Annotated in this window: 22 protein-coding genes; 13 read left to right on the forward strand and 9 right to left on the reverse strand. The window is 61.6% G+C overall.

Annotated elements, in window-relative coordinates:
• Positions 1-176: 176 nt before the first annotated feature.
• From prpD to QRN10_RS18430, 6 genes are all read right to left on the reverse strand, one after another.
• Positions 177-1661, reverse strand: coding sequence for a 2-methylcitrate dehydratase (gene prpD, locus QRN10_RS18405; RefSeq protein WP_253508929.1), 1485 nt, complete (start codon positions 1659-1661; stop codon positions 177-179).
• Positions 1662-1692: 31 nt separating this feature from the next.
• Positions 1693-2883, reverse strand: coding sequence for a 2-methylaconitate cis-trans isomerase PrpF (gene prpF / locus QRN10_RS18410; protein WP_285428850.1), 1191 nt, complete (start codon positions 2881-2883; stop codon positions 1693-1695).
• 11 nt (positions 2884-2894) lie between these two features.
• Complete coding sequence (gene acnD / locus QRN10_RS18415) at positions 2895-5489, reverse strand: Fe/S-dependent 2-methylisocitrate dehydratase AcnD (protein WP_285428851.1); 2595 nt, start codon at positions 5487-5489, stop codon at positions 2895-2897.
• 137 nt (positions 5490-5626) lie between these two features.
• On the reverse strand, positions 5627-6754 hold the full coding sequence (prpC, locus tag QRN10_RS18420) for a bifunctional 2-methylcitrate synthase/citrate synthase (protein WP_181081673.1): 1128 nt from the start codon (positions 6752-6754) through the stop codon (positions 5627-5629).
• Positions 6755-6795: 41 nt separating this feature from the next.
• On the reverse strand, positions 6796-7689 hold the full coding sequence (gene prpB, locus QRN10_RS18425) for a methylisocitrate lyase (protein WP_122772418.1): 894 nt from the start codon (positions 7687-7689) through the stop codon (positions 6796-6798).
• Complete coding sequence (locus QRN10_RS18430; RefSeq protein ID WP_181081674.1) at positions 7686-8396, reverse strand: GntR family transcriptional regulator; 711 nt, start codon at positions 8394-8396, stop codon at positions 7686-7688. The genes prpB and QRN10_RS18430 overlap by 4 nt, the downstream gene beginning before the upstream one ends.
• Positions 8397-8664: 268 nt before the next feature.
• Here QRN10_RS18430 and rloA point away from each other — a divergent pair, with 268 nt between their 5' ends.
• From rloA to QRN10_RS18460, 6 genes are all read left to right on the forward strand, one after another.
• Positions 8665-9201, forward strand: a complete 537-nt coding sequence (gene rloA, locus QRN10_RS18435; RefSeq protein WP_285428852.1) for a retropepsin-like aspartic peptidase RloA — start codon at positions 8665-8667, stop codon at positions 9199-9201.
• A 5-nt stretch (positions 9202-9206) separates the two neighbouring features.
• Positions 9207-10739: an osmotic stress tolerance membrane protein RloB gene (rloB, locus tag QRN10_RS18440; protein WP_181081676.1), complete on the forward strand. Its 1533-nt coding sequence runs from the start codon at positions 9207-9209 to the stop codon at positions 10737-10739.
• Positions 10739-11725 carry an alpha-L-glutamate ligase-like protein gene (locus QRN10_RS18445; RefSeq protein WP_034099736.1) on the forward strand — a complete coding sequence of 329 codons (987 nt, stop codon included), beginning with the start codon at positions 10739-10741 and terminating at the stop codon, positions 11723-11725. The genes rloB and QRN10_RS18445 overlap by 1 nt, the downstream gene beginning before the upstream one ends.
• A 98-nt stretch (positions 11726-11823) precedes the next feature.
• Complete coding sequence (gene pabB, locus QRN10_RS18450; protein WP_285428853.1) at positions 11824-13167, forward strand: aminodeoxychorismate synthase component I; 1344 nt, start codon at positions 11824-11826, stop codon at positions 13165-13167.
• Positions 13168-13390: 223 nt separating this feature from the next.
• Complete coding sequence (locus tag QRN10_RS18455; RefSeq protein WP_285428863.1) at positions 13391-13693, forward strand: type II toxin-antitoxin system HigB family toxin; 303 nt, start codon at positions 13391-13393, stop codon at positions 13691-13693.
• Positions 13693-14049, forward strand: coding sequence for a helix-turn-helix domain-containing protein (locus QRN10_RS18460; RefSeq protein WP_040269126.1), 357 nt, complete (start codon positions 13693-13695; stop codon positions 14047-14049). Before QRN10_RS18455 ends, QRN10_RS18460 begins: the two co-directional genes overlap by 1 nt.
• A 66-nt stretch (positions 14050-14115) precedes the next feature.
• On the opposite strand, the gene thrH is transcribed toward QRN10_RS18460, so the two are convergent.
• On the reverse strand, positions 14116-14733 hold the full coding sequence (gene thrH, locus QRN10_RS18465; protein WP_266246347.1) for a bifunctional phosphoserine phosphatase/homoserine phosphotransferase ThrH: 618 nt from the start codon (positions 14731-14733) through the stop codon (positions 14116-14118).
• Between the two features lie 151 nt (positions 14734-14884).
• Here thrH and QRN10_RS18470 point away from each other — a divergent pair, with 151 nt between their 5' ends.
• The 3 genes from QRN10_RS18470 (at position 14885) to QRN10_RS18480 (ending at position 18358) form a co-directional block, all read left to right on the forward strand.
• On the forward strand, positions 14885-15619 hold the full coding sequence (locus QRN10_RS18470; protein ID WP_181081678.1) for a phosphoadenylyl-sulfate reductase: 735 nt from the start codon (positions 14885-14887) through the stop codon (positions 15617-15619).
• 467 nt (positions 15620-16086) lie between these two features.
• Positions 16087-17616, forward strand: a complete 1530-nt coding sequence (locus QRN10_RS18475; protein ID WP_181081679.1) for an NCS1 family nucleobase:cation symporter-1 — start codon at positions 16087-16089, stop codon at positions 17614-17616.
• A 13-nt stretch (positions 17617-17629) separates the two neighbouring features.
• Positions 17630-18358: an aspartate/glutamate racemase family protein gene (locus tag QRN10_RS18480; RefSeq protein WP_181081680.1), complete on the forward strand. Its 729-nt coding sequence runs from the start codon at positions 17630-17632 to the stop codon at positions 18356-18358.
• A gap of 13 nt (positions 18359-18371) precedes the next feature.
• On the opposite strand, the gene QRN10_RS18485 is transcribed toward QRN10_RS18480, so the two are convergent.
• Positions 18372-19295: a LysR family transcriptional regulator gene (locus tag QRN10_RS18485; protein WP_285428854.1), complete on the reverse strand. Its 924-nt coding sequence runs from the start codon at positions 19293-19295 to the stop codon at positions 18372-18374.
• Between the two features lie 126 nt (positions 19296-19421).
• Here QRN10_RS18485 and QRN10_RS18490 point away from each other — a divergent pair, with 126 nt between their 5' ends.
• Positions 19422-20168, forward strand: coding sequence for a 3-oxoacyl-ACP reductase family protein (locus QRN10_RS18490; protein ID WP_181081682.1), 747 nt, complete (start codon positions 19422-19424; stop codon positions 20166-20168).
• Positions 20169-20216: 48 nt separating this feature from the next.
• Here the strand turns inward: QRN10_RS18490 and QRN10_RS18495 are convergent, their stop codons facing one another.
• Positions 20217-20903, reverse strand: a complete 687-nt coding sequence (locus QRN10_RS18495) for an HAD-IA family hydrolase (RefSeq protein WP_285428855.1) — start codon at positions 20901-20903, stop codon at positions 20217-20219.
• Positions 20904-21067: 164 nt separating this feature from the next.
• Between QRN10_RS18495 and QRN10_RS18500 the strand changes: the two genes are divergently transcribed.
• The 3 genes from QRN10_RS18500 (at position 21068) to QRN10_RS18510 (ending at position 23199) form a co-directional block, all read left to right on the forward strand.
• Positions 21068-21646 carry a DUF4337 domain-containing protein gene (locus QRN10_RS18500; protein ID WP_181081684.1) on the forward strand — a complete coding sequence of 193 codons (579 nt, stop codon included), beginning with the start codon at positions 21068-21070 and terminating at the stop codon, positions 21644-21646.
• 115 nt (positions 21647-21761) lie between these two features.
• Positions 21762-22097: a hypothetical protein gene (locus QRN10_RS18505; RefSeq protein ID WP_181081685.1), complete on the forward strand. Its 336-nt coding sequence runs from the start codon at positions 21762-21764 to the stop codon at positions 22095-22097.
• 61 nt (positions 22098-22158) lie between these two features.
• Positions 22159-23199: a DMT family transporter gene (locus QRN10_RS18510; RefSeq protein WP_285428856.1), complete on the forward strand. Its 1041-nt coding sequence runs from the start codon at positions 22159-22161 to the stop codon at positions 23197-23199.
• The last annotated feature ends 12 nt before the right edge of the window (positions 23200-23211 follow it).

Consider the following 23211-nt stretch of genomic DNA (forward strand, 5'->3'; position numbering starts at 1 on the left):
AAAGCGAGAGCAAGAGCGGCTCGCTTCGCATCGTGGTTAGGGTTGGTGGCTGCATGTCTTCGGTGAAAACATAGCCTGAGAAAATGAGGTTCTTGTAGTGAACGGGCTTGCTGTGGTGAGCAGGCTTGTCGAATCGTCGCACCGCCCCTGCCACAGGTTTAGCTCGGCGCATCCTGCTAGATCACGAACAAGTCCACGAAACGGTTGACCGGGGTGGCTTCAAGCTTCGCCTGATCCTTGCACAACGCAAAAATCTCGGCACTGCGCTGCGCGGTAAACCGCGTGGCCAGGTTGGCCTTGAACTTGTCTTCCAGCAATGGAATGCCCTGCGCCCGGCGGCGACGATGACCAATCGGATATTCCACCGCCACCTCTTCGGTGCAAGTGCCATCGGTAAAGAACACTTGCACCGCATTGGCAATCGAACGCTTGTCGGCCTCCAGGTATTCACGGCTGTAGCGCGGGTTCTCGACGATGACCATCTTGTTGCGCAGCACGTCGATGATCGGGTGCGCGGCATGGAAAGTATCCTCGTAGTGCTCGGCCACCAGGTTGCCGAACGCCAGGGGCACGGCGGTCATGTATTGCAGGCAGTGGTCGCGGTCGGCGGCGTTGGCCAGGGGGCCGACCTTGGAGATGATACGAATCGCTGACTCATGGGTAGTGATCACGATGCGTTCGATCTCGTGCAGGCGGTCCCTGACCTGCGGATGCAACCTCACCGCCGCTTCGCAGGCGGTCTGCGCGTGGAACTCGGCGGGAAAGCTAATCTTGAACAGCACGTTCTCCATCACATAAGTGCCATAAGGCTGACTCAAGCTGAATGCACGCTGGTCTTCGGGCTTGAGCGCCAAGTCCTTGTTGGTGTGGCTGAACAGTACGTCATAGAAACCCCATTGCGGCGCACTCAGCACCCCCGGGATGCCCATTTCGCCACGCAGCGCGATATCCGCCAGGCGTACGCCGCGACTTGAAGCGTCCCCCGCCGCCCAGGATTTGCGCGAACCGGCATTCGGCGCGTGGCGGTAGGTGCGCAACGCCTGGCCGTCAACGAATGCATGGGACAGCGCCGACAGTAACTGCTCGCGATTGGCGCCCATCAGTTTGGCGCTGACCGCGGTGGAGGCGACTTTCACCAGCAGCACATGGTCGAGGCCGACACGGTTGAACGAATTTTCCAGGGCTATCACGCCCTGGATTTCATGGGCCATGATCATCGCCTCCAGCACCGCGCGCAGGGTCAAGGGCGCATCGCCATTGGCCACGCGCTTTTGCGAGAGGTGATCGGCCACAGCGAGGATGGCGCCCAGGTTATCCGAAGGGTGGCCCCATTCGGCGGCGAGCCAGGTGTCGTTGTAGTCGAGCCAGCGCACGAGGCAGCCGATGTCCCACGCGGCCTTGACCGGGTCCAGCCGGAATGAAGTACCCGGCACCCGCGCGCCGAACGGCACCACCGTGCCCTCCACCGTCGGCCCCAGATGCTTGGTGCATTCGGGGAAACGCAGGGCCAGCAGGCCGCAGCCGAGGGTGTCCATCAGACAGTGGCGTGCGGTGTCCAGGGCGGCCTGGGATGCGATCCGATAATCGAGAACGTAATCGGCGATGTCCTGCAGGACCTGATCATAGTCAGGACGGTTGTTCTGGTCGACGTTGGCGCTCATGGCAGTTCTCCACAAGGATTGGTGTTGCGCTTTAGAAGGAGCCCCCGGGTACGCGCACGAAGCCTTCCATCAATACCCGGGCACTGCGGCTCATGATGGCCTTCTTCACCACCCATTCACCGTCCACCTGGGTGGCCTCGGCCCCCACGCGCAAGGTGCCGGACGGATGCCCGAAGCGCACGGCGTTACGCTCGATGCCACCGGCCGCCAGGTTGACCAGCGTCCCGGAAATCGCCGCCGCCGTGCCGATCGCCACCGCCGCCGTCCCCATCATGGCGTGGTGCAACTTGCCCATCGACAGCGCGCGCACCAGCAAATCCACGTCGCCGGCCTTGATTGACTTACCGCTGGAGGCCACGTAATCGGCGGGTTTGGCCACGAACGCGACCTTGGGCGTGTGCTGACGCTGGGCGGCTTCGTCCAGATGCTTGATCAAGCCCATGCGCAGAGCGCCATGGGCGCGCACGGTCTCGAACATCGCCAGGGCCTTGGGGTCGCTGTTGATCGCGCCTTGCAGTTCGGTGCCGGTGTAACCGAGGTCTTCGGCGTTGATAAAAATCGTCGGGATGCCGGCGTTGATCAGCGTGGCCTTGAACGTGCCGACGCCCGGCACTTCCAGCTCGTCCACCAAGTTGCCGGTGGGGAACATCGAGCCGCCGCCGCCCTCTTCGTCCGCCGCCGGGTCCATGAATTCCAACTGCACTTCGGCGGCCGGGAAGGTCACGCCGTCCAATTCGAAGTCGCCGGTTTCCTGAACCGCGCCATCGGTGATCGGCACGTGGGCAATAATGGTTTTGCCGATATTGGCCTGCCAGATGCGCACCACGGCCACGCCATCGCGCGGCACACGGGCCGGGGCCACCAGCCCGGCGCTGATGGCGAACGAACCCACCGCCGCCGACAGGTTGCCGCAGTTGCCGCTCCAGTCCACGAAGGGCTTGTCGATGGAGACCTGGCCGAACAGGTAATCCACGTCGTGATCGGCGCGGGTGCTCTTGGCCAGGATCACCGTCTTACTGGTGCTGGACGTGGCGCCGCCCATGCCGTCGATTTGCTTGTCGTAGGGATCGGGGCTGCCGATCACTCGCAACAACAAGGCGTCGCGTGCCGCACCCGGCACCTGCGCCGACGCGGGCAGGTCCTGGAGGCTGAAAAAAACGCCCTTGCTGGTGCCGCCACGCATATAGGTGGCGGGAATTTTGATTTGCGGTGCGTGTGCCATGGTCATCCTCCTCAGGCGGTCGTCGCCGATTCCAGGAAGTCCTGGGCAAAACGCTGCAATACGCCGCCCGCCTCGTAGATCGACACTTCTTCGGCGGTGTCCAGGCGGCAGGTGACCGGCACTTCGACACGGGCGCCATTCTTGCGGTTGATCACCAACGTCAGTTGCGCGCGCGGGGTGCGTTCGCCGACCACATCATAGGTTTCACTGCCGTCGATCTGCAGGGTGTGCCGGTTGGTACCCGGCAGGAACTCCAGCGGCAACACACCCATGCCCACCAGATTGGTGCGGTGGATACGCTCGAACCCTTCGGCGGCAATTGCTTCCACGCCGGCCAGGCGCACGCCCTTGGCCGCCCAGTCACGGGACGAGCCCTGGCCGTAGTCGGCGCCGGCGATGATGATCAGCGGCTGTTTGCGCTCCATGTAGGTTTCGATGGCTTCCCACATCCGCGTGACCTTGCCTTCCGGCTCGATGCGCGCCAGGGAACCCTGCTTGACCTTGCCGTTTTCCACCACCATTTCGTTGAACAGTTTCGGGTTGGCGAAGGTGGCGCGCTGCGCGGTCAGGTGGTCGCCACGGTGAGTGGCATAGGAGTTGAAGTCGACCTCCGGCAGGCCCATTTTCGCCAGGTACTCACCGGCGGCGCTGTCGAGCATGATCGCGTTGGACGGCGACAGGTGGTCGGTGGTGATGTTGTCCGGCAGCACCGCCAGCGGCCGCATGCCCTTGAGCGGCCGCGCCCCGGCCAGCGCGCCTTCCCAGTACGGCGGACGACGGATATAGGTGCTCTGCGGACGCCAGTCGTACAGCGGCGCGACTTTCGGGCCGGTGTCCTCGTGGATCGCGAACATCGGGATATACACCGCGCGGAACTGCTCCGGCTTGACCGACGCCTGAACCACCGCGTCGATTTCCTCATCGCTTGGCCAGATGTCCTGCAGGCGGATCTCCTTGCCGTCGGCGTCGAAGCCCAGCACGTCTTTCTCGATATCGAAACGGATGGTGCCGGCAATCGCATACGCCACCACCAGCGGCGGCGAGGCGAGAAAGGCTTGCTTGGCGTACGGGTGGATGCGCCCATCGAAGTTACGATTGCCCGACAATACGGCGGTGGCATACAGGTCGCGGTCGATGATTTCCTGCTGGATCGCTGGGTCGAGCGCGCCGGACATGCCATTGCACGTGGTGCAGGCAAACGCCACCACGCCAAAACCGAGTTTTTCCAGTTCATGGCCCAGGCCGGCTTCTTCCAAGTACATCGCCACGGTTTTCGAGCCTGGCGCCAGGGACGACTTGACCCACGGCTTGCGCGTGAGCCCCAGTTTGTTGGCGTTGCGCGCCAACAGGCCTGCGGCAATTACGTTGCGCGGGTTGCTGGTGTTGGTGCAGCTGGTGATGGCGGCAATGATCACCGCACCGTCGGGCATTTGGCCGGGCACTTCGTCCCATTGGCCGCTGATGCCTTTGGCGGCCAGGTCGCGGGTGGCGACGCGGGCGTGCGGGTTGCTCGGGCCGGCCATGTTGCGCACCACGCTGGACAGGTCGAAGGTCAGGCCGCGCTCGTATTGCGCGCCCTTGAGATCGTCGGCCCACAACCCGGTATGGCGAGCATATTGCTCGACCAGCGCGACCTGCTGGTCTTCGCGGCCGGTGAGTTTGAGGTAGGCAATGGTCTGTGGGTCGATGTAGAACATCGCCGCCGTGGCGCCGTATTCCGGGGCCATGTTGGAGATGGTTGCGCGGTCGCCGAGGGTCAGTTTGGACGCGCCCTCACCGAAGAATTCCAGCCAGGCGCCGACCACTTTTTGTTGACGCAGAAACTCGGTCAGCGCCAGCACCATATCGGTGGCGGTGATGCCAGGCTGCAGTTCGCCGGTCAGTTCCACACCCACGCTTTCCGGCAGGCGCATCCACGACGCGCGGCCGAGCATCACGCTTTCGGCTTCCAGGCCGCCGACGCCGATGGCGATCACGCCCAGGGCATCCACATGCGGGGTATGGCTGTCGGTGCCGACGCAGGTATCGGGGAACGCCACGCCGTCGCGCACCTGGATCACCGGGGACATTTTCTCCAGGTTGATCTGGTGCATGATGCCGTTGCCCGGTGGGATCACGTCGACATTCTTGAAGGCTTTCTTGGTCCATTCGATAAAGTGGAAACGGTCTTCGTTGCGACGGTCTTCGATGGCGCGGTTTTTCTCGAACGCGTCCGGGTCAGAGCCACCGGCTTCGACGGCCAGGGAGTGGTCGACGATCAGCTGTGTCGGCACCACCGGATTGACCTGCGCCGGATCACCGCCTTGCAGGGCGATGGCATCGCGCAGGCCGGCGAGGTCGACCAGTGCGGTCTGGCCGAGAATGTCATGACACACCACACGCGCCGGAAACCACGGAAAATCCAGATCGCGCCTGCGCTCGATCAACTGGCTCAGGGAGGCGTTGAGGGTGGCAGGCTCGCAACGGCGCACCAGGTTCTCGGCGAGTACACGAGAGGTATAAGGCAGCGTGGCATAGGCGCCGGGACGGATGGCGTCGACCGCCGCACGGGCGTCGAAGTAATCCAGGCGACTGCCGGGGAGCGGTTTGCGAAATTCAGTGTTCATCGTCAGGACTCGGTCACGGTGATTGCAAAAGGAAGACCTGCGCCGATCCAAAATTGAAATGCGACTTAAATGTGGGAGGGGGCTTGCCCCTCCCACACTGGGTCCGGTTTCCACTTCGGGATCGTCGGTATTCCCATTCAGCGACGTTCGATTGGCACGAACTTGCGCTGCTCCACGCCGACGTACTCGGCGCTTGGACGGATGATGCGGTTGTTGGCGCGCTGCTCAAATACGTGGGCCGCCCATCCTGTGAGCCGCGAGCACACGAAGATCGGCGTGAACAGCTTGGTCGGGATGCCCATGAAGTGGTACGCCGAGGCATGGTAGAAGTCGGCGTTGGGGAACAGTTTCTTCTGTTCCCACATGGTTTTGTCGATGGCTTCGGAGACCGGGAACAGCACGGTGTCGCCTACTTCATCGGCGAGTTTTTTCGCCCAACCCTTGATCACTTCGTTGCGCGGGTCGCTGTCTTTGTAGATCGCGTGGCCGAAGCCCATGATTTTGTCCTTGCGCGCCAGCATGCCGAGGGTGCCTTCCACCGCTTCTTCGGCCGAGGCGAAGCGCTCGATCATCTCCATCGCCGCTTCGTTGGCGCCGCCGTGCAGCGGGCCGCGTAGGGAACCGATGGCGGCGGTGACGCAGGAATACAGGTCCGACAAGGTCGAGGCACAGACCCGCGCGGTGAACGTCGAGGCGTTGAATTCATGTTCGGCGTAGAGAATCAGCGATACGTTCATGACTTTTTCATGCAACTCGCTCGGTTTCTTGCCGTGCAGCAGATGCAGGAAGTGAGCGCCGATGCTCGGCTCGTCGCTCACGCAGTCGATGCGCTTACCGTCGTGGCTGAAGCGATACCAGTAGCACATGATCGCCGGGAATGCGGCGAGCAGGCGGTCGGTGACATCGCGCTGGGCGCCGAAGTCTTTTTCCGGCTCGATATTGCCCAGAAACGAGCAACCGGTGCGCATCACGTCCATCGGGTGGGCGTCGGCGGGGATACGTTCGAGCACTTCTTTGAGCGCCTGCGGCAGGTCGCGCAACGTGCTCAGCTTGGCACTGTAGGCCGCCAATTCGGTTTTGCTCGGCAACTCGCCGTACAACAGCAGGTAGGCGACTTCTTCGAATTGCGCGTCGGCGGCCAATTCACGCACGTCGTAGCCGCGATAGGTCAGGCCGGCACCGGCCTGGCCCACGGTGGACAGTGCAGTCTGCCCGGCCACCTGGCCACGCAGGCCGGCGCCACTCAATACTTTTGCTTCAGCCATGGTTCTTCTCCAATTTTGTAATTATCAGGGAGGCGCTGCGCTTATTTCTTGGCGGCGAACAGCGCGTCGAGCTTCTGCTCGAAGGTGTGGTAGTCGATGCGATCGTAAAGCTCCATGCGCGTTTGCATGGTGTCGATCACGTTCTGTTGGGTGCCGTCGCGACGGATCGCGGTGTACACGTTTTCGGCGGCCTTGTTCATGGCGCGAAAGGCCGAGAGCGGGTACAGCACCAGGGAAACATCCGCAGATTTCAACTGTTCGGTGGTGTACAACGGGGTCGAGCCGAATTCGGTGATATTGGCCAGGATCGGCGCTTTTACCCGCGCAGCGAACAGTTTGTACATCTCAAGCTCGGTGATCGCTTCCGGGAACACCATGTCGGCACCGGCTTCGATGCACGCGGCGGCACGCTCCAGCGCGGACTCCAGGCCTTCGACGGCGAGGGCATCGGTGCGCGCCATGATCACGAAACTGTCATCGGTGCGCGCGTCCACGGCGGCCTTGATGCGGTCGACCATTTCCTGCTGGGATACGATTTCTTTGTTCGGACGATGGCCGCAGCGCTTGGCGCCCACCTGGTCTTCGATATGAATGGCGGCCGCGCCGAACTTAATCATCGACTTGACCGTGCGCGCCACGTTGAAGGCCGAGGAACCGAAGCCGGTGTCCACATCCACCAACAGCGGCAAATCGCACACGTCGGTGATGCGCCGCACGTCGGTCAGTACGTCGTCCAGCCCGGTGATACCCAGGTCCGGCACGCCGAGGGAACCGGCGGCCACCCCGCCACCCGAGAGATAGATGGCCTTGAAGCCGGCGCGCTTGGCCAACAGCGCATGGTTGGCGTTGATCGCGCCGACGACCTGCAACGGGTGCTCGCTGGCCACCGCGTCACGGAAGCGCTGGCCGGGTGTGCTTTTGTTGTTCGAACTCATGACTCACCTCTATCAGGGGCGCCGCCTGGGAAATGACGGGCAATATTGCGTTTGGAAGCGCCGATATGCCGGCGCATCAATAACTCGGCCAGTTCGCCGTCGCGATCGGCAATCGCATCAAGAATGCGGTGATGCTCGGCAAACGCCTGGCGGGGACGGTTGGGCGTGGTGGAGAACTGGATGCGGTACATGCGCACCAACTGGTACAGCTCGCCGCAGAGCATCTGGGTAAGCGTGCGGTTGCCCGCGCCTTGAATGATGCGGTAATGAAAGTCGAAGTCGCCTTCCTGCTGGTAGTAGCCGACACCGGCCTGGAACGCCGCGTCCCGCTCATGGGTGTGCAGCACCTGGCGCAGCTCTTCAATCTCGGCGTCGGTCATGCGCTCGGCGGCCAGGCGACAGGCCATGCCTTCCAGGGATTCGCGGATTTCGTACAGTTCGATCAGCTCGGCATGGCTGAGCGAAACCACCCGCGCGCCTACGTGCGGCACCCGCACCAGCAGGCGCTGGCCTTCCAGGCGGTGGATCGCTTCACGCAGCGGGCCACGGCTGATGCCGTAGGTGCGCGCCAGCTCCGGTTCGGAAATCTTGCTGCCGGGGGCGATCTCACCTTTGACGATGGCTGCCTGGATCCGCCGAAAGACGTTCTCCGACATCGTTTGGGACTCGTCTGACGCCACCGTCGGAAGTTCTGATTGAACCGGCATATTGTCGACACCTTGAAAACCAATGCGGCAAAAACTAGCCAATCAATCACGCTTAGTCAAAGAATAAATGCATATTGTCGACAATCGTCTAATAACCTCGACGCGTCGCTTAGGAGCATGGCCGGCTGCCAGCGCTGGCGCCAGAAAAGCATCATGCTAGAATGCCCGCCGCCTTTGCCTGACATCGCTTGATGAAACGGCGCACCAGAGATTGCGCAGTCATGCCAGTCGCCATGAATGAACATCGCACTGCACCGCGTCAGGATCTATGAGACTCAAGCCCCTCCCCCTAATGTTTTGCCTGTTGTCCATCCCGAGCCTCGGCGCCGCCGCCGAGAAGACCGTGTATGGCCTCAACGAATATGCCCAATTGGCCGGTATCGACCTGGAAGTCGCCGCCAAATTGGACACCGGTGCCAAGACCGCCTCCCTCAGCGCCCGCGATATCAAGCGTTTCAAACGCAACGGCGAATCCTGGGTGCGCTTCTACCTGGCCATCGACACCGCCCATTCCCACCCCATCGAACGCCCCCTGGCCCGCGTCAGCAAGATCAAGCGCCGCGCCGGTGACTACGACCCCGATGAGGACAAGAACTACACCGCCCGCCCGGTGATTGCCCTGGATATCTGCATGGGCAGCGCTTTACGCAGCATAGAAGTGAACTTGACTGACCGCAGCGCTTTCCAATATCCGCTGCTGATCGGCTCCGAAGCGCTCAAACGCTTTGATGCGCTGGTCGACCCCAGTCTTAAATATGCAGCAGGCAAACCTGCCTGCGCCGCCGACGCTCATACCGCCGAGTAAACCGAATGCGCTCTCTGACCCTGCACCTGAAAATCCTCATCACCCTTCTGGTGGTGCTGGGCATTTCGGTCACCGCCTACCAGATCTTCGTGCTGGGGATCCCCGTGACCGAGGACGCCACGGATGACCTGTGGAACATCGACGCCAAGGTCGAGTTCGTCGCCAGCCCCAAGGACCCGGTCAAGATCCAGATGTTCGTGCCGCCGTTGAGCCGTGACTTCGTCAGCCTCAACGAGAGCTTCATCTCCAATAACTACGGGGTGAGCGTCAACCGCATCGACGGCAATCGCAAGGTCACCTGGTCGGCGCGCCGGGCCAAGGGCAACCAGACCCTGTATTACCGCCTGGTGCTGACCAAGCGCTACAGCGGCGAAAAAGCCAAGATCAAGGGCCCGACCTTCCGTGACAGCATCGCCGTGGAAGGCCCGGAAAAAATCGCCGCCGAAGCCCTGCTGGCGCCGATCCGCCAGCACTCGGCCGACGTCGAGACCTTTATCACCGAAGCCATCAAGCGCACCAATAACCTCAACGATGACAATGTGAAGCTGCTGCTGGCGGGCGACCCCTCGACGCCGCACAAAGCCAAGATCGTCGAGTTGCTGCTGTCCATCGCCCACGTGCCGGTGGAAAAAGTCCACACCATCCGCCTGGTCGCCGACCAACCGCAAACCCCGGAACTGTGGCTGCGCAGCTTCAATGGCAACGACTGGCTGTACTTCAACCCGGAAACCGGCGAACCGGGCCTGCCCGCCGACCGCCTGCTGTGGTGGACCGGCGATGAAAACCTGATCACCGTCGATGGCGGCAAGAAAGCCATGGTCACCTTCAGCCTCAACAACAGCGAAATGAACGCGATTCGCCTGGCCAAGCTGACCGACGAAAACACCGACGCCAATTTCCTCGAATACTCGCTGTACGGCCTGCCGCTGCAGACCCAGCAGACCTTCATGATCATGGTGATGATCCCGATCGGCGTGCTGGTGATCCTGATCCTGCGCAACCTGATCGGCCTGCAGACCCTGGGCACCTTCACCCCGGTGCTGATCGCCCTGGCGTTCCGTGAAACACAGCTGGGCTTCGGGATTGTGTTGTTCACCATCATCACCGCGCTGGGGCTGTCCCTGCGCTCGTACCTGGAACACTTGAAACTGCAGATGCTGCCGAGGTTGTCGGTGGTGCTGACGTTTGTGGTGGTGTTGATCGCCGCGATCAGCCTGTTCAGCCATAAGTTGGGGCTGGAGCGCGGCTTGTCGGTGGCGCTGTTCCCGATGGTGATCCTGACCATGACCATTGAACGCCTGTCGATTACCTGGGAAGAACGCGGCGCCAGCCATGCCCTGAAAGTGGCGATCGGTACGCTGTTCGCTGCGTCCCTGGCACACATCATCATGAGCGTGCCGGAGCTGATCTACTTTGTGTTCACCTTCCCGGCGATCCTGCTGATCCTGGTGGGCTTCATGCTGGCCATGGGTCGTTATCGCGGCTATCGCCTGACCGAACTGGTGCGGTTCAAGGCCTTCCTCAAGGCTGATTCGTAATGTTCGGCTTCTGGAAGACCTGGAAAGCCCTGGAGGCGCGGGGGATCATGGGCATCAACCGGCGTAACGCCGACTACGTGCTCAAGTACAACAAGCGCAGCCTCTACCCGATCGTGGATGACAAGATCATCACCAAGGAACGGGCGCTGGCGGCCGGCATTCATGTGCCGGAAATGTACGGGGTGATCTCCACCGAAAAGGAAATCGACAAGCTCGACGAGATCATCGGCGGGCGCAGCGATTTCGTGATCAAGCCGGCCCAGGGCGCCGGCGGTGACGGCATCCTGGTGGTGGCCGACCGCTTTGAAGGGCGCTACCGCACGGTGTCCGGCAAGATCATCAGCCACGAGGAGATCGAACATCAGATTTCCAGCATTCTCACCGGGCTGTACTCCCTGGGCGGCCACCGCGACCGCGCGCTGATCGAATACCGCGTGGTGCCCGACCAGATCTTCAAAAGCATCAGTTACGAAGGCGTGCCGGACATCCGCATCATCGTGCTGATGGGTTACCCGGTGATGGCCATGCTGCGCCTGCCGACCCGGCAGTCCGGCGGCAAGGCCAACCTGCACCAGGGCGCAATCGGCGTGGGCGTCGACCTGGCCACCGGCCTGACCCTGCGCGGCACCTGGCTGAACAACATCATTACCAAACACCCCGACACTACCAACGCGGTGGACGGCGTGCAATTGCCCAACTGGGACGGCTTCATGAAGCTCGCGGCGGGCTGCTATGAACTGTGCGGGCTGGGCTATATCGGCGTGGACATGGTGCTCGACCAGGAAAAAGGCCCGCTGATCCTGGAGCTGAATGCACGGCCGGGGCTGAATATCCAGATCGCCAACGACTGCGGCCTGACCTTGCGTACCCATGCGGTAGAGGCGCGGCTGGAAGAACTGAAGGCTGCCGGCGTGACGGAAACCGTGGAAGAGCGGGTGAAGTTCGTGCAGGCGATGTTCGGCCATATTCCGCCCGTTGAAGGCTGATCCGGCCTTCGAACTGTCTATCCCCGACATCCCCTCTAGGAGCAAATCCTACAGGGGACTACAATCCCCTCCCCCGCGTCCTGGCTGATCCACCCCGCATGTCGACCTGCACCGTTTATCCGCTGCCCTACCGGGCCAACCCCGCTGAGTATTTCGCGGCGATTCGCCACGCCCCCGGCGCGGTGCTGCTCGACAGCGGCCGCCCGACGGCCGACCGCGGCCGCTATGACCTGCTCAGCGCCTGGCCGGAAACCACGTTGACGGTATCGCCTGACGAAAGCGGTGAGCATTTCCTGCAACGCCTGCGGGAAAACCTTACGCAGTTGGGTAAGGCCGACCTGCCGGTAGGATATGACCTGCCGTTCGCCGGCGGTTTGATCGGCTATTTGAGTTACGACTTCGGCCGGCATCTGGAGCAGATGCCGACCCTGGCGATAGACGATCTGCATCTGCCGGATGCACGCTTGGGCCTGTATGCCTGGGCGCTGGTCAGTGATCACCTGGCGCAGACCAGCCAATTGGTGTTTCATCCGGCCCTGATCGACAGCGAACGGCAACGGTTGATGGCGCAGTTCACTCAAGCGCCCGTCGCCACTTCGGCCACCTTCGGGCTCCAGGGGCCGATGACGCCGGATATCACGGCGCAGGCGTACCGCCAGGCCATCGTGCGCATCCAGGACTATATCCAGGCCGGCGACTGCTATCAGGTCAACTTCGCCCAACGCTTTCGCGCCCCCTGCAGCGGCGATCCCTGGGCCGCTTACTGCGCGTTGCGCGAAGCCTGCCCGACACCGTTTTCCGGGTTCCAGAGCCTGCCCGACCAGGGCGCGGTTCTCAGCCTGTCGCCGGAACGTTTCGTGCACATCAGCGAGCGCCGGGTCGAAACCCGCCCGATCAAAGGCACCCGCCCGCGCGGCCACACACCCGAAGAAGACGCCGCCCACGCCGCGGAGCTGCTGGCCAGCCCCAAGGATCGCGCGGAAAACCTGATGATCGTCGACCTGCTGCGCAACGACCTGGGCCGTACTTGCCGCACCGGTTCGGTCAGCGTGCCGCAGCTGTTCAGCCTGGAAAGCTACCCCAACGTGCACCACCTGGTGAGCAGCGTCATCGGCACCCTCGCCGACGACAAGGACGCCCTGGACCTGATCGCTGGCAGCTTCCCCGGCGGCTCCATCACCGGCGCGCCGAAAATCCGCGCCATGCAGATCATCGATGAACTGGAACCGACCCGGCGCGGCCTGTACTGCGGCTCGCTGATGTACCTGGACGTACGCGGCGAGATGGACAGCTCGATTGCCATCCGCAGCCTGTTGGTCAAGGACGGGCAAGTGTGCTGCTGGGGCGGCGGCGGGATCGTGGCGGACTCGCAGTGGGAGGCGGAGTATCAGGAGTCGTTGACGAAGGTGGCGGTGTTGTTGCGGACGTTGGAAGGGTTGTAGAGGCTGGGGAGTCGACTGGGGGCAAGCCCTCCCCCACTGGAAAAAGCCTGAATCAGAACCGCGCTGGACTGGGTTCGAGGGGGAGGATAGGTTCCAAATCCGACTATCCACCGCCGGTTGTGAAGGACCACATGAAGCGACTGTCTGCTTGCCAGAAATCATTTCCTCGTTTGCATATCCCCTTGACCGCACCTATCATCTCCCAAATTGGGAGGATGCGGCGATGAGAATAATTGCGCGGTCCACCCTGCGAACATTCTGGGAAAGCCATCCCGCTCATACCGATGCAAAAGCCCCCCTCACCGAATGGTATCGCCACATGGAACAGGCCATTTATCCGACACCGCAAGCGCTGAAAGCACAGCTCAGGACAGCAAGCATTCTGAAGAGTGGCAGAGTTGTATTTAACGTGGGCGGCAATAAGTATCGAGTGATCATGGCTATCGATTATCAGCGACAACTTGGCTTCATACGTTTCGTGGGAACCCATGCGCACTACGATCAGATCAATGCGGAGACCATCTGATGAACATCAAACCCATTCATAGTCAGGAAGATCTGACCGCCGCGCTCGCACGCGTCGAGCAGCTATGGGGCGCAGAAGCCGGCTCGCCCGAAGGTGATGAACTGGAGATCCTGGCCATCTTGATCGAGAAATACGAGGCCGAACACTTCCCGATGCCTGGGTCGGATCCAGTGGAAGCGATTAAATTCCGCATGGAGCAGTTGGGCATGACAGCCCGCGATCTTGAGCCTTTCATTGGTACGAGCGGGCGTGTTTCCGAAGTGCTGAATCACAAGCGCAAGTTGAGCTTGTCGATGATCAAACGCCTACATGAAGGCCTGCGCATTCCTTACGAAAGCTTGCTGGCAGGCAATTGAGGCTCAGGCTTAACTTGCGCCCCATCGGGGCTTGCACCGATGGGGCCCTCAGTCGCGCTGAAAGCTTTAAAGACTCAACGACCGATTCGACGCCTTGATAAATTCCTGCTTCAACGCCTCGAACGTATGCACCGCCGGAAACTGCGGGAATTCGCGGATCACATTGTCCGGCGCATGGAACAAAATCCCCTGGTCAGCCTCGCCCAACATAGTGGTGTCGTTGTAGGAATCGCCGGCGGCGATCACGCGGTAGTACAGGCTCTTGAAGGCCAGTACCGATTGGCGCTTGGGGTCTTTCTGGCGCAGTTGGTAGCTCACCACGCGATCGGTCTCGTCGGTGATGAGGCGGTGGCACAGCAAGGTCGGGAAACCCAGCTGGCGCATCAGCGGCTGGGAAAATTCATAGAAGGTGTCGGACAGGATCACCACCTGGAAGCGTTCGCGCAGCCAGTTGACGAACTCGACGGCGCCCTCCAGCGGTTTGAGGGTGGCGATCACTGCCTGGATATCGGCGAGTTTCAGGCCGTGTTCGTCGAGAATGCGCAGGCGCTGTTTCATCAGCACATCGTAGTCGGGAATGTCCCGGGTGGTGGCCCGCAGGGATTCGATGCCGGTTTTTTCGGCGAAGGCGATCCAGATTTCCGGCACCAGCACCCCTTCCAGGTCAAGGCAGGCGATTTCCACGAGACACTCCATATTGGTGTTATTGGTTGAGCGAACAAAAGGACTGCCGAACTCTAGCGATTCAAGCCCGTGGCCGCAACGCAGGACGGTTTTTGGTACCATCGCCCACCTATAGAGCGCTCAGCGCCACTGACCTGCAGGAACCGTGCTGATGAACCAAGCCTTCGACGTCGTTGGACTCGCCGCGACTTACGCCAACAAATCCGCCCAGGACATCCTCAAACTGGCGTTCAGCCAGTTCGGCGACGACCTGTGGATCTCTTTCAGCGGTGCCGAGGATGTGGTGCTGGTGGACATGGCCTGGAAGCTGAACAAAAACGTCAAGGTGTTCAGCCTCGACACCGGTCGCCTCCATCCGGAGACCTACCGGTTTATCGAACAGGTCCGTGAGTTCTACAAGATCGACATCGAACTGATCTCGCCCGACCAGAGCAAGCTGGAACCTTTCGTCAAGGAAAAGGGGCTGTTCAGCTTCTATAAGGACGGTCACGGCGAGTGCTGCGGTATCCGCAAGATCGAGCCGTTGCGCCGCAAACTCGCCGGCGTCAGCGCCTGGGCCACCGGCCAACGCCGCGACCAGAGCCCCGGCACTCGCAGCCAGGTGGCGGTGCTGGAAATCGACACAGCGTTTTCCACCCCGGAACGCACCTTGTACAAGTTCAACCCGCTGGCGCAGATGAGCAGCGAAGAAATCTGGGGCTACATCCGCATGCTGGAGCTGCCTTACAACAGCCTGCACGAACGCGGCTTTATCAGCATCGGCTGCGAGCCATGCACCCGCCCGGTGTTACCGAACCAACACGAACGCGAAGGCCGTTGGTGGTGGGAAGAAGCCACGCAGAAAGAATGCGGGCTGCACGCCGGGAATATCATCAGCAAAGCCTAAGGGCTGACGCAGTTAAATAGGTGGGAGGGGGCTTGCCCCCGATAACGGTGGATCAGCCAGCTTAGCGCTGTCTGACACTGCGCTATCGGGGGCAAGCCCCTCCCACATTTGTTTTGAGTTTAACCTTTTGATGTACACACATTTGTAACCATAGGTGCCATTTATGTGTGCAATTCTCAGAAATCCGCACCATAACGTAACACCGATTCCGCATCATCCTGCGTACTGGCGAATAGCCCTGCCTCAACAGAAAAATAAATAGCTGTTCAAACGGTCAATTTATATCGCTTTGAATTCAGATAGTTATTTATCCCGCCTATAAAAACGAAATTACCCACAGTTTTGATAGATCCAAAACTGGCACGCATGTGGCTTAAGGTGAAAAGCGCTTTGTATACAATAAATACAAAACCTACATACAGTTTGCCATCCGCGGCTTTGCTGCAGATGCCTTGGAGCCTGCCGGAATGCGTACAAGCCTCTCGAATGACATCGCACTGGATCTGCCCTCCTGCGCCGTGAACCATCAGGCCATGAGCCCTGGCCCGCTGGTGCTGAGCCCGCGCCTGCACAACAAGGACCTGGCGCCGACCAAGGTGGAAGGCCGCCGCTGGGGGCGCTACAGCATCTTTGCGCTGTGGACCAACGACGTGCACAACATCGCTAACTATTCATTCGCCATCGGCCTATACGCCCTGGGCCTGGGCGGCTGGCAGATACTGCTGTCCCTGGGGATCGGTGCGGCGCTGGTGTACTTCTTCATGAACCTGTCGGGGTACATGGGGCAAAAAACCGGCGTGCCGTTTCCCGTGATCAGCCGCATCAGCTTCGGTATCCATGGGGCGCAGATACCGGCGTTGATCCGTGCGGTGATCGCGATTGCCTGGTTCGGTATCCAGACCTACCTGGCTTCGGTGGTTTTCCGCGTGCTGCTGACAGCGATTCATCCAGGCTTTGCCGATTACGACCACAACTCGATCCTCGGCCTGTCGACCCTGGGCTGGGTATGTTTCGTGGCGATCTGGTTCGTGCAACTGGTGATCCTGGCCTATGGCATGGAAATGGTGCGGCGCTATGAAGGGTTTGCCGGCCCGGTGATTCTGCTGACCATGGCCGCCCTGGCCGGCTGGATGTACTTCCAGGTGGACGGCCATATTGCCTGGTCGGTCCGCGAGCCCCTGAGCGGCGGTGAGATGTGGCGCAATATCTTTGCCGGCGGCGCACTGTGGCTGTCGATCTACGGCACGCTGATTCTCAATTTCTGCGATTTCGCGCGGTCTTCGCCGTGCCGCAGGACCATCGTGGTCGGCAACTTCTGGGGCCTGCCGGTGAATATCCTGGTGTTCGCCGCCATCACCGTACTGCTGTGCGGCGGGCAGTTCCAGCTCAATGGTCGAGTGATCGAGAGCCCCACCGAGATCATCGCGGCGATCCCCAACACCCTGTTCCTGGTGCTCGGTTGCCTGGCCTTCATGATCGTGACGGTGGCGGTGAATATCATGGCCAACTTCGTCGCGCCGGCCTTTGTGCTGAGCAACCTGGCGCCCAAGTACCTGAATTTCCGCCGCGCCGGGCTGATCAGCGCCACCGTGGCGGTGCTGATCCTGCCGTGGAACCTCTACAACAGCCCGCTGGTGATCGTGTACTTCCTCTCGGGTCTGGGCGCTCTGCTGGGGCCGCTGTATGGCGTGATCATGGTCGATTACTGGCTGATCCGTAAAAGCCAGGTGAACGTGCCGCAGCTCTACAGCGAAGACCCGCTGGGCGCCTATTACTACAGCCGTGGGGTCAACTTGCGCGCGGTGGCGGCGTTTATTCCGGCGGCAGTGATCGCCATCCTGCTCGCCTTGCTGCCGGGGTTCGCCAGTGTATCGCCGTTTTCCTGGCTGTTTGGCGCCGGTATTGCAGGGCTGCTGTACCGGCTGATCGCCAAGCGCCAGCCTTTCTATGCCGATGTCAGCGGCGAAAGCATTGCAGTCGATAACGTCAGTCATTAATCAAGGACACCCCATGCGCATCCTCGTGGTCAACGTCAACACTACCGCCTCCATCACCGAAACCATTGCCCAACAGGCGCGGGCCGTGGCGGCACCGGGCACCGAGATTGTCGGGCTCACCCCGTATTTCGGCGCCGAATCGGTGGAGGGCAACTTCGAAAGCTACCTGGCTGCCATCGCCGTGATGGACCGCGTGATGGCCTATGACCAGCCGTTCGATGCGGTCATCCAGGCCGGCTACGGCGAACACGGTCGCGAAGGCCTGCAGGAGTTGCTCAACGTGCCGGTGGTGGACATCACCGAAGCGGCCGCCAGCACTGCCATGTTTCTTGGCCATGCGTACTCGGTGGTGACCACCCTGGACCGCACCGTGCCATTGATCGAAGACCGCCTGAAACTGGCCGGCCTGTACGCGCGCTGTGCCTCGGTACGCGCCAGCGGCATGGCCGTGCTGGAACTGGAAGAAGACCCATTGGCCGCCATGGAGGCCATCGTGCGCCAGGCCGAGCGGGCCATCCACGACGACAAGGCCGAGGTAATCTGCCTCGGCTGCGGCGGGATGGCCGGGCTGGATGAGCAGATTCGCCAGCGCACCGGCGTGCCGGTGGTGGACGGCGTAACGGCGGCGGTGACTATTGCCGAATCGCTGGTGCGACTGGGGTTGTCGACGTCGAAGATCAGGACCTATGCCACGCCAAGGCCGAAGAAGGTGATCGGCTGGCCGGGGATGTTCGGGCGATAGGCCCACGATTCGATTAAACCGCGCTGAACCGCTGCCCCAGACGCAGTTCAGCAAACTGCTCGATGATGAAATCCACAAAGGCCCGGGTTTTGCCGGGCAGCAGCTTGTGCTCGGCGTAGTAGATGGAAATATTGCCATCGTCCACATACCACTCAGGCAGCACCCGCACCACCGCGCCACTGTCCAGAAACGGCACCGCCATGGGCATGCTCACCAGCGCAATGCCCAGGCCCTGGGCGCTGGCGCAGCAGGCGGCTTCGGAGTCGCTCAGGGTCATGCGCGGTTTGAGTGTGAGGGGGCGCTGTTCACGCTCGGGACCGGTCAACTGCCAGGTGCGCACGCGGCCGGTTTGCGGCGAGCGGATCAGGATGCCCAGGCAGCGCCCCAGGTCTTCGGGCCCTCGCACCAGCGGGCGTGTGGCCAGGTAACCCGGCGACGCCACCAACACTCGATGGGCTGGCGCCAGTTTGCGCGCCACCACGCCCTGAGGCAGTTCGAAGCCACCACCGATGGCCGCATCGAAGCCCTGGCCGATCAGGTCTACCTGGCGATTATCAAAGTGCCAGTCAGGGCTGATATCCGGAAAGCGTTCGATGAATCGCGCCAACAATGGCATCACATAACGATTGCCGAACACAGTGCCCATGCTCACCTTGAGTGTGCCCACCGGCCGCCCTTCGGCGCTGGCCAGGTTGGCTACGGCGTTCTGGATGGTGATAAGGCTGCCGCTGACTTCATCGAGGAACAGCTTGCCGGCTTCGGTGAGGGTCAGGCGCCGCGTGCTGCGCTGAAACAGACGCACACCGAGGCGCGCTTCAAGCTTGGCCACGCTTTTGCCCACCGCCGCAGGGGTCAGGCTCAAGTGCCGCGCAGCCTCGGCAAAGCTGCCGCCTTCGGCGCTGCGCACAAAGCATTCGATACTGCCAAAGCTTTCCATATCGCCCCACTCTAAACTTCTGGTTTACACAGACTATAGCAATCACGGTCTACCGGCCTGAGCGAGCGAGGTCGATACTCGGCTGCAACCACAAGGCATACCGCCTTGAACAGACAGGAGATCGACATGACTGCACACACCCTGAACGGCAAAGTCGCCTTGATCCAAGGCGGCTCGCGCGGCATCGGCGCCGCGATCGTCCAGCGCCTGGCCGCCCAAGGCGCTGCCGTGGCCTTTACTTACGTCAGCTCGGCGGCCAAGGCTGAGGCTTTGCAGAACAGCGTGATCAACGCCGGCGGCCAAGCCCTGGCCATTCACGCCGACAGCGCCGATGCCGCCGCGATCCGCAACGCGGTCACCGCCACCGTCGAGGCATTCGGCCGTCTGGATATTCTGGTGAACAACGCCGGCGTGCTGGCCATCGCCCCGCTGGAAGACTTCACGCTGGAAGACTTCGACCAGACCCTCGCGATCAACGTGCGCAGCGTATTCATCGCCACCCAGGAAGCCGCCAAGCACATGAGCGAAGGCGGCCGCGTGATCAATATCGGCAGCACCAACGCCGAGCGCATGCCCTTCGGTGGCGGTGGGCCGTATGCCATGAGCAAAGCCGCGCTGGTCGGTTTGACCAAGGGCCTGGCACGAGACCTGGGGCCGCGTGGCATCACCATTAACAACGTGCAGCCTGGGCCGGTGGACACCGACATGAACCCGGCCAACAGCGACTTTGCCGAGAGCCTGATCGGCTTGATGGCCATTGGGCGGTACGGACATGTGGAGGAGATCGCCAGTTTTGTGGCGTATCTGGCGGGGCCGGAAGCGGGGTATATCACAGGCGCGAGCCTCACCATCGACGGTGGCTTCAGCGCCTGACCCAGTGCAGGAGGGGCTTGCCCCTCTCACCTGTTGACCGTGTTCGATTCAGGTCATCGGCGGTAAGCCATAGGCCGCCAGATCAAAGTCCGCGAGCTTGCGGATGATCTGGTCGGCGTGGTGGTACTTGCTGTCGACCATGGCTTCATCGGGCACGGCGATGGCAGTCATCTGGGCGGCCTTGGCAGCGGTCACGCCGAACGGCGAATCTTCGAACACCAGGCAATCTTTGGGGTCGACACCCAGGCGGCGCGCGGCAGTGAGGAAGATGTCCGGCGCGGGCTTGGCCGCGCCGACTTCCGGGTCGTCCGCCGTGACGATGGTGTCGAACAACGCAAACCACTCGCGGTGCAAGGTGGTCTTGTGGCCGAACGAATTGCGCGACGAGCTGGTGCCCACGGCAATCGGGATGTTGTGCGCTTTCAAGTGCCGCACCAAAGCCTCAGCGCCGGGCATGCCAAGGGCCTTGGGGAAACGCTCGCTCATCAGCGGTTCGCGGATCTGCAGAAACTCGGCCGGAGTGATCGGCAGTTCCAGCGCCTTGACCACGTATTCAGCCAGGTCCCGAGCCCCACGCCCGATGATGTGCTGCTTGATACCCCAGTCGTAGGTGCGGCCGTAGCGTTCGGCGATAATCTGCGTCACTTCGGTGTAGATGCCTTCGGTATCCAGCAATAACCCGTCCATATCGAAAATCACGGCCTTGATCGGGACAGCGGTACGCGGTGCATTCATCACAACGGATCCTTGGGAGAACGACTAAAAGGGTTCAGCACAATAACGGTGACACCGACACGCGGGCAACCTTTAGGGCGTGGTTGATCCCGCGTCGCGTACAGGATCGCGACAGCTTGGCTGGTGAAGAATCAGTATCCCTCACGCCGTTCACAGACGCCGCCATGTCCGAAGCCTTCGAAGTCCCCAGCCCCCACGAAAAACATATCGAACACACCACCGAACATGCCCACGCCCGCGGGGATAGTTTCGCCAGTCGCATCGCCGTGATGACCGCGTTGATGGCCACCCTCGGCGCCATGCTCAGCTACCAGGCCGGTTCCACCGAGAGTGAAGCGGCGATGGACAAGAACAACGCCGCGATCATCAAGACCGAAGCCGCCAACCAGTGGAATTACTACCAGGCCAAGTCCAGCCGACAAAACCTGGCGGAGCTGGCCACCCATATCCCCGGCGTGGATGCCGCGCATTACCGGGAAGAGATCGAACGCTACAAAAACCAGAAGGAGGCCGTGCGCCAACAGGCAGAAAAGCTTGAAGCCACTTCACGGGAGTGGGATGAAAAATCCGAACAGGCGCTGCATCGGCACCACCGCTGGGCCCAGGCGATGACTGCGATTCAGATCGCGATTTCGTTGGCGGCAATTACTTTGTTGACGAGGAAGGAATGGTTGAAGCGGCTTTCTTATACGGCCGCAGGCGTGGCCATGGTGCTGGGCGGGTTGGCGTGGCTGCATGTTTAGCCAGCGCGGCGTGAGCGAGCCTAATCGTCCAGATTCGTTTCAATTCGTCAGAGCAGCGATTACAGTACGCGCCCCCAGGAATTGAATCCTGGGCTTTAGTTCATGGAGTTACACAGTGAAGTACGTCAGCAAAGTGGTTGCAGCAGCAGTACTCGGTTTCACCCTGGCCGGCTGCACCGGCACCGCCATCAAATCCCCACAGTACGACAGCAGCCAATACACCGTGCTCGGTCACAGCGAAGCCAGCGCCACCGGCATCATGTTGTTCGGCCTGATCCCGATCGGTCAGAACAGCCGTTTCGTGCGCGCGCAGCAAGCCGCCATCCAGGCTAAAGGCGGCGACGCGCTGATCAATACCCAAGTGCAGGAAAAATGGTTCTGGGCCTGGGTGCTCAGCGGCTACACCACCAAGATCTCCGGTGATGTGGTCAAGCTGAAAACCGCGCACTAAATCGCCCGGGCGCTCGCCCACGCCCGCGACGTATCATGGGCCGACCTTTCGAGGATGGCCCATGAACCTCAGTATCGTTTACGCCCTCTGCGCCGCCGCCCTGTTCGGTGCCAGCACCCCGCTCGCGAAACATTTCGGCATGGGCCTCTCGCCCCTCCTGCTGGCCGGTTTGCTGTACCTCGGCAGCGGCCTCGGCCTCGGCGTGGTACGCCTGATCCGCGATCGCGGCTGGCGGCCCAGCGGGCTGAAGCCCCTTGAATGGCCCTGGCTGCTGGGCGCCATCCTCTTCGGCGGCATCCTCGGCCCCGTTGCCCTCATGTATGGTTTGATCCGCACCGCAGGCGCGACCGCTTCACTGCTGCTCAACCTGGAATCGGTACTTACCGCCCTGATCGCCTGGCTCGTGTTCCGAGAGAACGCCGACCGCCGTATCGTGCTGGGGATGATCGCGATTGTGCTGGGCGGCTTGGTGTTGTCGTGGTCCGACGGCGTCGGCGCCGGTCACGACTGGAGCGGGCCGCTGGCGGTCGCGCTGGCCTGCCTGTGCTGGGGCATCGATAACAACCTGACGCGCAAGGTCTCTGCCTCCGATGCGGTGTTTATCGCCGGCATCAAAGGCCTGATCGCCGGCCTGGTGAATACTGCCCTGGCCGTTTACCTCGGCGCACAATGGCCGGCGGCCACACAGTTGGCGCCGATCCTGCTGGTGGGCTTGCTCGGCTACGGCATCAGCCTGGTGCTGTTTGTACTGGCGTTGCGCGGCCTGGGCAGCGCGCGCACGGGGGCCTACTTCTCCACCGCCCCCTTCCTCGGAGCGGTCCTGGCCGTTCTGGCGCTGGGCGAGTCGGTATCGAACACGTTCTGGATCGCCTCGGCATTAATGGCGGCAGGCGTGTGGCTGCACCTGACCGAACGCCACGCCCACGAACATCAGCACGAAGCCACGGAACACGGCCATCGGCATGTGCATGACGAACATCATCAGCATGAACATGCCTTTGAATGGGACCCGAAAGAGCCTCACAGCCATGTGCATGTGCACAGCCCGCTCAGGCATAGCCATGCGCACTTTCCGGATGTGCATCATCGACACCGGCATTGAGCGCCTGGCCGC

The organism is Pseudomonas sp. lyk4-R2A-8 (assembly GCF_030209095.1).
GTDB classification, from domain to species: Bacteria; Pseudomonadota; Gammaproteobacteria; order Pseudomonadales; family Pseudomonadaceae; genus Aquipseudomonas; species Aquipseudomonas quebecensis.